Origin of the sequence: Bacteroides sp. FSHCM14E1, assembly GCF_019633785.1 — a bacterium.
Classification (GTDB): domain Bacteria; phylum Bacteroidota; class Bacteroidia; order Bacteroidales; family Bacteroidaceae; genus Bacteroides; species Bacteroides hominis.
In genome coordinates this window covers 93,790-107,653 of the sequence record NZ_JADKYL010000012.1, presented here as the reverse complement: position 1 = coordinate 107,653, position 13,864 = coordinate 93,790, and the positions used below count along the sequence as shown (strand labels likewise).

At 39.1% G+C, this 13,864-nt stretch carries 13 protein-coding genes; all 13 read left to right on the top strand.

Translation table 11 applies throughout. The annotated features are described in order from the left end of the window. Positions 1-32: 32 nt before the first annotated feature. The 13 genes from ISX59_RS16985 (at position 33) to xerA (ending at position 13,863) form a co-directional block, all read left to right on the top strand. Positions 33-254 (top strand): DUF2795 domain-containing protein, encoded by a 222-nt coding sequence (locus ISX59_RS16985; protein ID WP_002558131.1) that lies wholly within the window; start codon positions 33-35, stop codon positions 252-254. Between the two features lie 198 nt (positions 255-452). Next, positions 453-1,811: a tyrosine-type recombinase/integrase gene (locus ISX59_RS16980; protein WP_008765396.1), complete on the top strand. Its 1,359-nt coding sequence runs from the start codon at positions 453-455 to the stop codon at positions 1,809-1,811. Positions 1,812-1,818: 7 nt separating this feature from the next. Continuing rightward, positions 1,819-2,451, top strand: coding sequence for a hypothetical protein (locus tag ISX59_RS16975; RefSeq protein WP_008765397.1), 633 nt, complete (start codon positions 1,819-1,821; stop codon positions 2,449-2,451). 239 nt (positions 2,452-2,690) lie between these two features. Then, the gene (locus ISX59_RS16970; protein ID WP_008765398.1) at positions 2,691-3,023 is read left to right on the top strand and encodes a helix-turn-helix domain-containing protein; all 333 of its coding nucleotides are present in this window, start codon (positions 2,691-2,693) and stop codon (positions 3,021-3,023) included. Next, entirely contained in the window at positions 3,013-4,476 is a 1,464-nt protein-coding gene (locus ISX59_RS16965; RefSeq protein WP_032840825.1) for a DUF3987 domain-containing protein, read from the top strand. Before ISX59_RS16970 ends, ISX59_RS16965 begins: the two co-directional genes overlap by 11 nt. A 12-nt stretch (positions 4,477-4,488) precedes the next feature. Further along, the gene (locus ISX59_RS16960; RefSeq protein ID WP_118058510.1) at positions 4,489-5,538 is read left to right on the top strand and encodes a DUF6371 domain-containing protein; all 1,050 of its coding nucleotides are present in this window, start codon (positions 4,489-4,491) and stop codon (positions 5,536-5,538) included. A 165-nt stretch (positions 5,539-5,703) separates the two neighbouring features. After that, the gene (mobV, locus tag ISX59_RS16955; protein WP_008765401.1) at positions 5,704-7,260 is read left to right on the top strand and encodes a MobV family relaxase; all 1,557 of its coding nucleotides are present in this window, start codon (positions 5,704-5,706) and stop codon (positions 7,258-7,260) included. A 161-nt stretch (positions 7,261-7,421) separates the two neighbouring features. After that, on the top strand, positions 7,422-7,622 hold the full coding sequence (locus ISX59_RS16950; protein ID WP_005675360.1) for a helix-turn-helix transcriptional regulator: 201 nt from the start codon (positions 7,422-7,424) through the stop codon (positions 7,620-7,622). A gap of 90 nt (positions 7,623-7,712) precedes the next feature. After that, the gene (locus ISX59_RS16945) at positions 7,713-9,179 is read left to right on the top strand and encodes an N-6 DNA methylase (protein ID WP_032840862.1); all 1,467 of its coding nucleotides are present in this window, start codon (positions 7,713-7,715) and stop codon (positions 9,177-9,179) included. 4 nt (positions 9,180-9,183) lie between these two features. After that, positions 9,184-10,722, top strand: coding sequence for a class I SAM-dependent DNA methyltransferase (locus ISX59_RS16940; RefSeq protein WP_008765403.1), 1,539 nt, complete (start codon positions 9,184-9,186; stop codon positions 10,720-10,722). Positions 10,723-10,724: 2 nt separating this feature from the next. After that, complete coding sequence (locus ISX59_RS16935; protein WP_165859762.1) at positions 10,725-11,759, top strand: restriction endonuclease subunit S; 1,035 nt, start codon at positions 10,725-10,727, stop codon at positions 11,757-11,759. An 11-nt stretch (positions 11,760-11,770) separates the two neighbouring features. Next, entirely contained in the window at positions 11,771-12,637 is an 867-nt protein-coding gene (dinD, locus tag ISX59_RS16930; protein WP_118058508.1) for a DNA damage-inducible protein D, read from the top strand. A gap of 239 nt (positions 12,638-12,876) precedes the next feature. Next, positions 12,877-13,863: a site-specific tyrosine recombinase/integron integrase gene (xerA, locus tag ISX59_RS16925; protein ID WP_118058505.1), complete on the top strand. Its 987-nt coding sequence runs from the start codon at positions 12,877-12,879 to the stop codon at positions 13,861-13,863. Position 13,864: the final 1 nt, after the last annotated feature.

Below are 13,864 nucleotides of genomic sequence, written 5' to 3'. Positions count from 1 at the left end.
TATTAATATTCACATTTTAAATACGAAAGCTTATGTATTGGACGTTGGAATTAGCATCTAAACTGGAAGATGCTCCTTGGCCGGCAACTAAGGATGAACTGATTGATTATGCCATGCGGTCGGGTGCTCCTCTTGAAGTGATTGAAAACCTTCAGGAAATGGAAGATGAAGGCGAAATCTATGAAAGTATAGAAGATATTTGGCCGGATTACCCCAGTAAAGAAGATTTCTTCTTCAATGAAGAGGAGTATTAAGAAGGAAAATCTAAGTTAATCACTTAAATATCAGCGGGATAAGCAAAAATAATTTGTTTGTCCCGCTGGTGTTTTATAGGTTTGAATGGTGCGGTTTGTTTGTCTAAAATGCAATTTTCCTTCTTGAAAATAGGGTTTGTTTGTCTAAAATACACTACCTTTGTGCATCCTCAGGAATATTAAAACGAAAGGAAGCGTATGGGAAGACCGAAGAGATTATATCCGTTGGGCAAATATCGTCTCCGTACTCCGAAGGAGTCTGACAAAAATAAAGCCTACCCTATTGAGTTGGAATATACTTGGAATAGACAAATTATACGTAAGACAACAAATGTCTTTGTTAAGGAAACCGACTGGAATCAGAACGGCAATCAAGGTCGTGGAGAAATTCGTGTCAGTTATGGATCTGAGTACAAACGTCTCAATCAACTGTTATTGGCACGTGTTGAGCGGATTGACTCTATGCTTGCTGAGTATAATGAAAAGCATCCCAATCAAATCACTGCTGACATTATTTCGGGATTCCTTGCAGATAAGCCATTGACACGCCCAGACCAAGGAAAAGATTTTGTTGAGTTCACATTGGAGCGTCTTTATTCAGAATACTCAAGAAACAAGATTGGCCGTAGTCGATATGAAAACGGTAAAAGCGGAATGAATATATTCCAAACCTTCCTTCGTTCTACGAAACAGGGTACATATCGTACCGATTCTATCTATGTCGGCGATATCACTCCTGAATTATTGGATGCATATATTTTGTGGCGTAGAGAGATAAAGCAGAATAGTGATGCAACAATCAATCACTCTTTAACACCAATATTAAAAGCATGTGCTTACGCATGTGAGATGGGTATGCTGGAACCTTCTGTCAATGCACGAATACAGGATATGCGTATTATTACTAAGGTATCTTTGTCGGAAGAGGAAAGTGAATTTGATGGGAAGAGTCTGAATAAAGAACAATTACTTGCTCTATTGGAATACTACAAAACCTGCCCTGAACCACGCAGGAAAGAGTTTCTGGAGATTTTCTTCTTTGCTTTCCATGCTTGCGGACTTCGTGTTGTGGATGTAATGACATTGCAATGGGGGCATATCAACTTTGAGAAGAAAGAGTTGAGAAAAATTATGATTAAGACAAACAAACGCCATGTGATTCCTCTTACAGAGCAAGCTATATCTATCTTAAGACAGTGGCAAGAAAAACGGGAAGGCTGCAAATATGTATTCAATCTTGTGAAAGAAGAATTAGACCTAGATGATGCTGAAGCCCTTTATAAAGCTCGTAATAATGCCACGAAATGCATCAATCAGTCACTTGTGGTAGTGGGTGAACAGATTGGGCTGCCGTTTAATTTGTCAATGCATGTAGCTAGACACTCATTTGCAGTGTTTGCATTAAACAAAGGTTTGTCAATGACTGTAGTAAGTCGCCTTTTAGGACATGGTAGTACCGATGTTACAGAGAAAGTTTATGCAAGATTTCTTCCGGAAACTCTTTCTACTGAGGTGGCACGTTTAAAAGATGAATTTAAAACTCTAGAAATAATTTGAATGAAGTATGTTGCAGATTATATTTCTTAATATTGGTCTTTGTGTTATCTTGTTGGCAATTGCCTTCGTCTTCAAAAAATACGCAAGAGTAATTCTATGGTCAAGTGCAATTACATTATTCGTAGGCACATTATTACTCGTTGGACTTGGAATTGTAAATCCTGTCAGCGATAACGAAACTGGCTCATCAGAGTTTTGGGGCACAATTATGTTTCTGATTTCAGCAGCTGCATTAGTTATTGGTGCAGAAATTCTTCGTGAGAAAAATATTATGAATGTGGAAGAAGTTGTATCTGTTGATGCTGAAATTATTCTTTCTGAAACATTGGATACAGAATTGGCTCGTAAAGTTTTTGCAAAGGCCATAGAAGCTGGTTATATGAAAGAAGATGGCACACACTATAAATGGAACGAATCAAAAGTTCTTTTGGCGTATATGTGTGGGCGTATTTATTGTGGGGACAAACCAATACCTTCAAAATTTGATGATAAAGGATCCTGGAAGTTTGGAGAAACTTTTTTCCCGGACACAGAGCTAAATAATTTGTTTGACATCTCGGGGCTAGGGCAATCCCGACAAAATAGGAAAGACCTAGCAGTCCCAGTAAAATCAACAGAGATTGATAAATTTTTTGAGTAGCTAAACGGCTACTCTTTTTTATTTATAATCAGATAGTTGCGTCTCAATCATAACTTCAACATAACTTACCCTAACATTATTCATAACACACTAACTAATCTACCATAACATTCGAGGTCCTAAAGGTTCGCTACTTTCGTGGCAGCTATGGACGACGTGCACAATCGTACCATAGCGAAATAACCCGGCTTAAAGTCCGAGTGTGCATCAGGACCGTCAAGCCATAATTGTTTAAGTATATGGCTAAAATTAAGAATGTAGAGTCCCTATGTGAACGGGAATTGCTGGAGAAAATCCTCCACACTGTAGAGGAGCAGGAAAAGGCTTTGGCTCAACATCAAATGCCCCAAAATCATCTATATGATAATAAGGCACTGATGGCAAAATTGGGTATAAAGGAGAAATACCTAAAGAAATTGCGTGATAATGGTTACCTTGGATATTCACGTCAAGGAGACAAATATTGGTATACTCAAGAAGATGTAGACCGATTCCTTCGTAATTTTCACTATGATGCCTTTGCGGCAAGTGATGAACTACCCCAACGGAGAGGAGGTGGCTATGGTCGATAAGTTGCATTTAACCAATATGCTCCGAGCAAAGGTAGAGCATAATCTTGATGGAGGATTGCCGTTGGATGTTTTCCCTGATAAAATTCAGGAAATTATTCTGAACCTTTCTCGACATGAAAATTTCAATGTTGAGTATGTGGCATCCATTATTATATCTGCGATGGCGGCTGCCATAGGCAATTCATACCAAATCAATATCAGAAATGAGTGGAAAGACAGTCCATCTCTTTATATGATGCTTATTGGGCGACCAGGTTTAGGCAAAACTCCTCCTCTTAACTTCCTCTACAAACCTATTAACGATTTGGATGATCGTCTTGACGAGAAATATAGTGAGGAACTTGAGAAATATGAGCGTGCCAAGCAGGCGAACGGAGGAAATGATAAATTGAAAGCGCCCAAGTGGTTGACCAATATTATATCAGACTTCACACCAGAAGCAATGGTAGAAGCTCATTGGCGCAATCCACGAGGGATAGCTATAATTGTCGACGAGATTATTGGGCTATTCAATTTTGCAAAGAGATACAATGGCAATAATAATCTTATTGAACTTCTGCTAACAGCTTATAGTGGTGGTACGATTAAAGTTCTACGCAAGTCCTCATCACGTCATATTCGTGTTAAAACGCCGTGTATTAATGTAATAGGAACGGTACAGACCAACATGTTACATGAGGTGTTCAGAAAAGAGTTCATTGCTAACGGATTCCTTGATAGGTTTATCTTTATTTTTCCAAAAGACAGGAAGATTTCAAGATGGAGAAGAAATGATAATAGTATCCCAAAACCTGATATAGCAGGGCAATGGGCGACTATTCTCAACAAAGTACTTGAAATTCCCTGCACGATTAATGAAATAAGGAATGTTGCAGAACCAAAAGTTTTGGAAATGACAGAGGAGGCAGAGGTGTATTTTTATGATTGGTATAACAATATCATTGATAATGTTAATAGCATCGACGATGATGCAGATGTGGAGAGTCGCAGTATGAAACTTAATGGCCATGCAGGACGTTTATCCTTGATATTTCAGATAATGAAATGGGCTGTAGGCGAAGAAGATATGCAGCCAGTAAGCCTGTCTTCTGTGAAATCCGCTATTCGTATGGTTGATTACTATGAAGATACTTACCATAGGATACAAGAGATACTTTTGTCTAATACTATCGGTGATGTAAAAGAAGACTGGTTATCTCAGTTGGGTAATACATTCACAGCAAGCGATGCTATCGCTGCTGCGAAAATATATGAAATACCCAGAAGAACCGTATTCTATGCATTAAAGAAACTCTGTCAGACAAAGCAGCCAATTCTGGAAAAAACCAAGCATGGCGAATATCGAAAAATTCAACACCAAACATCAAATGCATCTTGCACTATTGCACTTTCAACCCAAGTTGAGGAATTACAGACAAAGCATAGTGCAAAAGTGCATAGTGCAAACGAATAAACTTATCTATCCATGAGCAAGTATAGATTTCATTTGCAAAAGTATAGTTTGGGAAGCAAGATTGCTTGCCCTAGTTGTGAGAGACCTCGATGTTTTGTGAAATATGTTGATGAAGAGGGAGTTGTAAGTTTTTCCAATGAGGTTGGGAAATGTGACCATGAAATCAGTTGTGGTTATCATTACACTCCACGTGATTTCTTTCGTGATAATCCCAATGCAAACATCAAGGAAGAACGGTCTAGTGATTATGTACAGCCTGTGAAAAGTACTCATGAAAAAGAAATTATTGTGCCACCCTCTTTTATTCCCTTAGAGTATTTTAATGCGAGTCTTGCTCATTTTGAGAAGAATCCCTTATACAAATACTTATGTAGGGTGTTTGGTGAAGCTGAAGCCCAAAGGGTATTCCATTTATATCATGTTGGTACATCGGCTAAATGGGGAGGTGCAACAGTTTTTTGGCAAATTGATGCTAATGAGCAGGTACGTTCTGGCAAGATTATACTTTATAATTCTGAGACAGGGCATAGGGTTAAAGAACCCCACAGCTATGTAAGCTGGGCGCATCGTGAACTACAACTTAAAGATTTCAATCTGAAGCAATGTCTATTTGGCGAACATCTATTGATAAGATATCCGGATGCACCGGTCATATTGGTGGAAAGCGAAAAGACGGCTATTGTCATGAGTCACTTCATTCCGAACTATGTTTGGGTGGCAACTGGCGGCATTAATGGATGCTTCAAAGAAGAATTTGTTCACAGTCTTAAAGGTAGGGATGTAACTCTAATCCCTGATTTGGGAGCTACGCAATTGTGGAAAGAGAAATCGATAATTCTGACAAGAATCTGCAGCAGAGTTGTAGTCTCGGATATGCTTGAACAGATAGCAACTGAAGAAGAACAATCCAAAGGACTTGATATTTCTGACTACTATCTATTCTCTCCATCCAAACACCAGATTCTACAAATGATGATTGAGAAGAACCCTCTTTTACAAAATCTCATTGATGCTTTAGGCTTGGAGTTGATAGATGCTCAGCAGATGACAGAGTCCACTTAGATTGTACAAAACTTAAATAACAAAGGAGCTTGGTCCAGGAGTTAAAATAAAATCCATAACACAATAAGGACTTTTTGCCTTGCAGCAAGAAACTCCCATTTGTGGTTGGCAAACACAACTCTAAATGAGCAAGCTCAAATGTGTAACTTTTAAAACATTAGATCTATGAATGAAAGTATTAAACAAGCCATGCATTTAGATGCATGCAAATCTTTTGGCGCAGCAGAAGCCAATGAAAACGAAAGAAGATGGGACGATAAGATGATTGATTCTAAGAACAACGATTCTATTAATAACTACGACAAAACCAGAATGAGGCTTAATTTTGAGATTGGCCCCGATGGTAAGATTCACTCTTTGGGCTATCAGGATAAAAGACTTGATGTTCGTTTGCAAGAACGGCTAAATGAACTTGGTTGGCGTCCATTCAAAGCGGATAGTAAGATTCAACCCAATTGTTGTGCTCGTCTCATCTTTGGTGGCAATCGAGAGCGTACATTGGAAATGGCATTTGGCACTCAGGACCTAAAACTTGATAAAGATTCTGATAATAGCCATATACATAGATGCAAAGAGGTGGAGCAATGGGCTTTGGATGTATATAATTGGTGTTGTCGTAGGTATGGGAAAGAAAATATCATCGGCTTTCAGGTTCATCTTGATGAAACGTCACCACATATTCATGCACTTATTGTTCCTGTTGGGGTACGTCCTAAAAGTGGTCGTGAATGTGTGATGTGGTCTGCAAAATTCGGAAAGAATAAATATGAGTATGGTTCAATACTCAAGGAAATGCATACCTCACTCTATGAAGAAGTTGGTAGTAAATACGGTTTGGAGAGGGGTGACAGCGTAGAAGGTCGAAATATCCAGCACCTGAATAAGCGAGATTATATCCGTAAACTCGCAAAGGAGCAGAAGAAGATGGAAAAAGCCATCAGAGGATTGCAAACCATGAAGGATAATATCGAGGCTGAAATGCAAATGTTTTCCGATGAATTAAAAATCTTGGAGAAAGATTTGGCTGCAGGACGTGTTGTATTGGCAGAATATCAAAACAAGAAAGCGTGCATTGAAGATTTGATACATGATTGCCAAGAAAGACTCGATGATAAGGAAACCAAGTTGATGATAAAGCAGCAGGAGTTGGACTCGTTGCTGAAAGATATCCAAAACATTCATTCTGTGAATAGACCTTTCAAGAATTACAAGATTGAGTTTAATGCTCCACAGATTACAGAGAAACCGCCAATGTTTGGAACCGATAAGTGGTTGGAACGTCAAAATACGATTATCGAGAAGCAATTTACCGCTATGGGGCGTAAATTGGAGGAACTTTATAGAAATGAAGCCGCTAATCAAGTTGAAGCTGTTCGCCAGAATATTTTGGTGGATATGAAAGAAGTTCATACGTTAAAAGCAGAAAACAAGACGCTGACGGAATGCATGAATTACTGGTCTAATTTGGCATTGAAGACTTTTGACTACCTCTCGATACCATCTTTACGTGATGAGTTATGTGCAGTAGCAACAGCTCTTATAGGTGGAGATTACGTAGTTCCAACTGGGGGTGGAGGCGGAGGAAATGAATCAGACCTACGTTGGGATGGTCGCAGACCTGATGAACCTGATTTTGCATTCCAAAGAAGATGCTTTTCACATGCCGTCAAATACATTATGGCCAAATACAGTGTGAAGCAGAATAAGGGGCGCTCCCGATAGCTTTTCAAAGACCGCTATCACCAAGAAATATGGTGGTAGCGGTGAGTTGATTTTATACAAATAAGGGTTAAATCCATTTTTAAGAAAGATTTATCATAGGAATTGCTGATTTTTAATAGACTTTTAATTATCTTTGCGTTCAAAGCAATAAAAATTACGTCATGAACGACATGAATAGAATAAAAGTAGTTCTTGTAGAAAAGAAGAAAACTAGTAAATGGCTTGCGGAAGTTTTAGGCAAAAACCCTGCAACCATTTCTAAATGGTGTACTAATACTTCCCAGCCCGATGTGGCAACACTCCGAGAAATAGCTCGAGTACTCGATATAGATGTAAAAGAGCTTCTTAACTCTACAAAATAGTTCTCTATCTTCATATGATAGCAATATATTATGGTAAAAAAGAAAAATAAAGAAGAATCTCTGGTTCCCAAAGACGAGAAAACCCTTAAAATGGAAGGCGTGCAGAATCTGTACAACTTCCTGTTTGAGGCATGCAACATATTGCGTGGTCCTGTGAGTCAAGATAACTTCAAAGATTATATAACACCTATCCTCTATTTTAAGCGTATATCTGATGTATATGACGAGGAAACTCAAACTGCGCTTGAAGAAAGTGGTGGCGATGAGGAGTATGCATCCTTGCCTGAACAACATCGTTTTGTAATTCCAGATGGTTGCCATTGGAGTGATATTCGCGAACGCTCTGAGAATCTTGGTGCTGCAATTGTTGGAGCAATGCGAGGTATAGAGTTGGCCAATCCGGATACATTATATGGTGTATTGTCGATGTTCAGCGCACAGAAATGGACAGATAAGAAAAACCTTTCTGATGGCAAGATTCGTGATTTGATAGAACATCTGTCTACCCGCCGATTGGGCAACAATGATTACCCGGCTGATTTAATGGGTGATGCATATGAGATATTGCTAAAGAAATTTGCAGATGACAGTAAGGCTCAAGCTGGAGAATTCTATACGCCTCGTTCGGTCGTAAGCTTGCTTGTACGCATTCTCGATCCGAAACCAGGTGAAACTGTCTATGACCCGGCATGTGGTAGTGGCGGTATGCTGATTGAGGCGGTACAGCACATGAATCATTCAAGTCTTTGTTGTGGAAGTATATTCGGCCAGGAGAAGAACGTTGTCAACTCTGCCATTGCAAAGATGAACTTGTTCCTGCATGGTGCCAGTGACTTTAATATCATGCAAGGTGACACACTTCGTTCACCTAAGATTTTGCAGAATGGAGAGATTGCTAAATTCGATTGTGTTATAGCTAACCCGCCCTTCTCTCTTGAGAAATGGGGTTCAGTAGAATGGTCATCCGATAAATATGGTCGTAATGTTTGGGGAACACCCAGCGATTCTTGCGGAGACTATGCCTGGATTCAACACATGGTGAAAAGTATGGCATCCGGCAATGGCCGTATGGCGGTTGTTATGCCTCAAGGCGTATTGTTCCGTGGTAATGAAGAAGGCCGCATTCGTGAGAAACTGGTAAAGAGCGATTTGATTGAAGCTGTTGTGACATTAGGCGATAAACTATTCTATGGCACAGGTCTTTCTCCCTGTTTCTTGATATTAAGACGCTTGAAACCAGCTGCACATAGTGCGCGAGTACTGATGATTGATGGAACAAAGATTCTCACCGTAAAGCGTGCACAGAATATACTTTCTCCTGAAAATGTAGACCGCCTTTACGAACTTTACATCAACTACGAAGATGTAGAAGACTTTGCTAAAGTGGTCACTCTAGATGCTATTGCCGCCAAGGATTATGACCTTTCTCCTAATAAATACGTGGAATATCACAAAGAGGAAATCCGTCCATATGCCGAAGTGCTTGCTGAGTTCAAGGCAGCATACGAGGAGGTAAAGAGATGTGAAGAAGAATTTAGAAAACTGATAAACTTATAACCCTATGGAACAACTTGTAAAATATTATAGAAATCCCGATGAACCTATTTCATTGGAAGACTTGAAATCGTTCCTTTGGGGAGCAGCCACTCGCCTTCGTGGTCAGATTGATGCTGCTGGTTACAAAGAATATATTTTCCCTTTGCTATTCTTCAAACGAATTTCTGATGTGTACGATGAGCAGTTTGAAGGTTATGTTTGCGAAGGTGGTATAGAGTATGCCAATGCCCAAGCTCAAGAATTGGTAATTCGTATTCCTGATGGTGCCCATTGGCGTGATGTACGCGAGTGTACAGAAAATGTAGGCCAACGCTTGGTGGAAGCCTTTATTGCTATTGAACAGGCCAATCCAGGCGAGCATGCAGATGGTCGTGTGATTGGAGGTTTGGAAGGAATCTTTGGCCCTAAAGACGGCTGGACCAACAAGGCGAAGATGCCCGACCATATCATAACGTCTCTGATTGAAGATTTTTCACGATACAATTTGTCGCTTAAAGCATGCCCTGCAGACGAAATGGGACAGGCTTACGAATATCTGGTTGGTAAGTTTGCCGACGATGCTGGCAATACAGCACAGGAGTTTTACACCAATCGTACTGTAGTAGATTTGATGGCAGAGATTCTTCAGCCACGTCCAGGTGAAAGTATCTATGACCCTACATGTGGTTCGGGTGGTATGCTTGTGAAGTGTTTGGACTTTCTTCGTAAAAAGGGTGAACCATGGCAAGGTGTAAAGGTATTTGGCCAAGAGATTAATGCACTCACCAGCGCCATTGCCCGAATGAATCTTTACCTGAATGGTGTAGAAGACTTTTCTATTGTTCGTGAAGATACCTTAGCACACCCTGCATTTGTAGACGGAAGTAGGTTGCGTAAGTTTGATATTGTGTTGGCTAATCCACCATATTCTATTAAGACTTGGAATCGTGAAGCTTTTATGAACGATAAGTGGGGACGTAATTTCTTGGGAACTCCACCTCAAGGGCGTGCAGACTACGCTTTCTTCCAGCATATCCTTGCATCTATGGATGATAAGACAGGTAGATGTGCAATACTTTTCCCTCATGGTGTTCTGTTTAGAGATGAAGAACAAAGTTTAAGAGAAAAACTGATAAAGAGTGATGTTGTAGAATGTGTTATTGGCCTTGGTGCAAACCTTTTTTACAATTCACCCATGGAAGCTTGCATTCTGATATGTAATAATCAGAAACGTAGCACCTTGAAGAACAAAATCATTTTTATCAACGCTCTTAAGGAAGTTACACGAAAAAACGCAGAGAGCTATCTGGAAAAGGTACATATTGAAAAGATTGTATCTGCATATTTTAATGCTTCTGAAATTCAGAATTTCAGCACCGTGGCATCTCTTGAACAGATTGCAAATTACAACTACAATCTCAATATCTCTTTATATGCCAATGCTTTGAATAATGAAAATAACTTTAATGTTTTATCAGTTTCAGAAACATTGAGCAATTGGAAGAGTGTTCATGCAGAGATGACTTCTTCAATAACTGAAATGTTTACATTAATCGGCAAATGAGTATGAAATTAGAAGAATTTGCAAGAGAAAGTAGGGCAACTCATAAAGGTGATAAATCGGGTGTCCCCATTGTAGGATTAGAGCATCTTATTCCTCAAGAAATCAAGTTCTCTGGATATGATGTAGACACCGAGAATACATTTACGAAGACTTTCAAGAAGGGACAAATCTTGTTTGGCCGAAGAAGAGCATATCTAAAAAAGGCCGCTATTGCTGATTTTGATGGTATTTGTTCTGGGGATATTACTGTGATAGAGGCTATACCTGGTAAGGTAGACCCTTTGTTGCTTCCGTTCATTATTCAGAATGATAAGTTTTTCGATTATGCCGTTTCTCGCTCAGCTGGAGGTCTATCTCCTAGAGTAAAGTGGGAACATCTGAAAGACTACGAATTCGATCTTCCCCCCATCGAAGAGCAGCGTATCTTAGCAGATAAATTGTGGGCTGCATACAGACTAAAGGAGTCATATAAGAAACTTCTCACCGCCACCCAAGAAATGGTGAAATCGCAATTTATCGAGATGTTTGGGGATACTCACATGAGGAGTGATCATAGCCGTCAATGGAAAGAAGTCGTCGAAATAATTAACGGCAAGGATTATAAATCAATCCAAGTTGAGGATGGGGGCTATCCTGTCTATGGAACTGGTGGCGAGATGGCAAGGGCCTCAGATTATCTATCTCCTGCTAATTCTATATTGTTAGGGAGAAAAGGTACTATTGACAAGCCTTTGCTAATAAGAGAAAAGTATTGGAACGTTGATACTGCATTTGGAGCAGTTCCTGATGAAAAAGTCCTTCATTACGTTTATTTCTATTGGCATTGCAAAACAATAGATTTCAATGTGCTGAACAAAGGTACAACTCTTCCTAGTACAACAAAGGTTGATCTTCTTAATCTCTGGATTAAAATTCCATCAATGGAAGAACAAACTCGATTTGGTTCTATTGTTGAACAGGCCGATAAATCAGAATTTGAACTCCGCAAATCGATAGAGGCAATAGACCAAGTAATAAAGAGTTTGATAAATAATTAATAGAATACATTATGGATATACAAAGAATTAATCAACATAAAGCCAACTTTGATGCAATTGGCCAAATCATCAAGAGTGATGACGGTAGTGAGAATGTGGAAGTTTGGTTTGCGCGAGATTTGCAAAAATTATTAGGCTATGCTCGTTGGGAAAATTTTCAGGTTGCTATAGGTAGAGCAGTAGAATCATGTAAACAACAGAATGTCAATGTAGATGACCATTTTCGTGAGGTCACGAAAATGGTATCTTTAGGTAGTGGTTCACAGCGTGAGGTCATAGACTTCATGTTGACCCGATATGCTTGTTATTTGATTGCACAAAACGGAGATCCTAAAAAAGAAGAAATTGCTTTTGCTCAAGGTTATTTTGCGGTTCAAACTCGAAGAGCTGAGATAATAGCAGAACGAATCCAAGAAATATCAAGACTTGAAGCTCGAGATCGATTGCGCTCGTCCGAAAAACAACTATCTCAAAATATTTATCAGAGAGGAGTTGATGATAAAGGATATGGTAGAATTCGTTCAAAAGGTGATACTGCACTATTTGGAGGGCATACAACTGAAGATATGAAACACAGATTAGGGATTAAGTCAAATCGTCCATTAGCGGATTTTTTGCCAACATTAACTATTGCGGCAAAGAACCTGGCAACAGAAATGACTAATTATAATGTAGAACAGAAAAATCTGTATGGAGAATCCTCTATTACGCGTGAACATGTACAGAACAATGTTAGTGTGCGAAGTATGCTTGGAGAACGTGGAATCCGCCCAGAAGAACTTCCTGTTGCAGAAGACATAAAGAAAGTTGAGCGTCGTGTGGTTTCTGATGATAAAAAGATAGAAAAATCTTCTTCTAAACTCCCAATAAAAAAATAGAACTATTTGCAGAATAAATCAGATATATATCTAAATACTTGTTAATCAGTATATTTCTTTTTGCAGAGTAAATCCTAGGCAATAATTTAATATGGGAATAGTAGTAATAGTTGAAGGGGATGATTAGATAAACTTGGTCACTTAACTTAGTCACTTGCTATACAAAAGTGACTAAGTTAGGTGATAAAGTTACTTTTAGGTCGCGCGTTAATTGACTAACTTTATAATATAGTAAGATTATGGTTAAGAACTTGATTAACGAAATAGAACAGGCTATGCTCAGTTCATTGAATAATGAGCAGTTGGCCCAGTTGCGTAAGGTGCTTGATTACACCTTCCGTAACATTGTCGTGACTGAAAAAGATGCTGTCAATACAGAAAGTAATAATCAAATCTTGGTAGAGAATTTTATCTCAGCCAAGAAAGTTGAAGGATGTTCTCCTAATTCAATCGCCTATTATCGCAGTACTATAAATAATGCATTGATTAAGCTGGGCAAAGAGGTAATCCATATCACAACTGACGATTTACGACATTACTTAAATACATATCAAAGCGAAAGTGGCGCGAGCAAAGTAACGGTAGATAATATCCGACGAATACTATCCAGTTTCTTTTCTTGGTTAGAAGAAGAAAACTATATAGTAAAGAGTCCTGTACGAAGAATCCATAAAGTAAAGGTAGGTAAAACCGTAAAGGAAACATATACTGATGAATCTCTTGAATTGATGCGAGACCATTGTTCAAATCCACGTGATTTGGCATTGATAGATTTATTGGCATCAACAGGAATGCGTGTTGGAGAATTGGTTAAGCTCAATCGCTCAGATATTGACTACCACAATAGGGAATGTATTGTTACCGGCAAAGGTGATAAGCAGCGTAAGGTGTATTTCGATGCTCGTACAAAGATTCATTTGCAGAAATATATCAATAGTCGTACAGATAGCAATGAAGCGTTGTTTGTATCACTCCTGGCTCCTTATGAAAGATTGCAGATTAGCGGTGTGGAGATTAGACTGCGTCAGATGGGGAAAGATTTGAATATACCCAAGGTGCATCCACACAAGTTTCGTCGCACATTAGCAACAATGGCAATAGATAAGGGCATGCCTATAGAGCAAGTCCAACACCTGCTTGGTCATCAGAGTCTCGATACGACGTTGCAATATGCAATGGTTAATCAGAATAATGTTAAATTGTCTCATCATAAATTCATTGGTTAGT

Bases quoted from the DNA above. Each gene is read 5' to 3' on its own strand.
- xerA (WP_118058505.1), top strand. From the start codon at position 12,877: ATGGTTAAGAACTTGATTAACGAAATAGAACAGGCTATGCTCAGTTCA.
- ISX59_RS16945 (WP_032840862.1), top strand. From the start codon at position 7,713: ATGGAAGGCGTGCAGAATCTGTACAACTTCCTGTTTGAGGCATGCAAC.
- dinD (WP_118058508.1), top strand. From the start codon at position 11,771: ATGGATATACAAAGAATTAATCAACATAAAGCCAACTTTGATGCAATT.
- ISX59_RS16985 (WP_002558131.1), top strand. From the start codon at position 33: ATGTATTGGACGTTGGAATTAGCATCTAAACTGGAAGATGCTCCTTGG.
- mobV (WP_008765401.1), top strand. From the start codon at position 5,704: ATGAATGAAAGTATTAAACAAGCCATGCATTTAGATGCATGCAAATCT.
- ISX59_RS16975 (WP_008765397.1), top strand. From the start codon at position 1,819: ATGTTGCAGATTATATTTCTTAATATTGGTCTTTGTGTTATCTTGTTG.
- ISX59_RS16935 (WP_165859762.1), top strand. From the start codon at position 10,725: ATGAAATTAGAAGAATTTGCAAGAGAAAGTAGGGCAACTCATAAAGGT.
- ISX59_RS16940 (WP_008765403.1), top strand. From the start codon at position 9,184: ATGGAACAACTTGTAAAATATTATAGAAATCCCGATGAACCTATTTCA.
- ISX59_RS16980 (WP_008765396.1), top strand. From the start codon at position 453: ATGGGAAGACCGAAGAGATTATATCCGTTGGGCAAATATCGTCTCCGT.
- ISX59_RS16960 (WP_118058510.1), top strand. From the start codon at position 4,489: ATGAGCAAGTATAGATTTCATTTGCAAAAGTATAGTTTGGGAAGCAAG.
- ISX59_RS16965 (WP_032840825.1), top strand. From the start codon at position 3,013: ATGGTCGATAAGTTGCATTTAACCAATATGCTCCGAGCAAAGGTAGAG.
- ISX59_RS16970 (WP_008765398.1), top strand. From the start codon at position 2,691: ATGGCTAAAATTAAGAATGTAGAGTCCCTATGTGAACGGGAATTGCTG.
- ISX59_RS16950 (WP_005675360.1), top strand. From the start codon at position 7,422: ATGAACGACATGAATAGAATAAAAGTAGTTCTTGTAGAAAAGAAGAAA.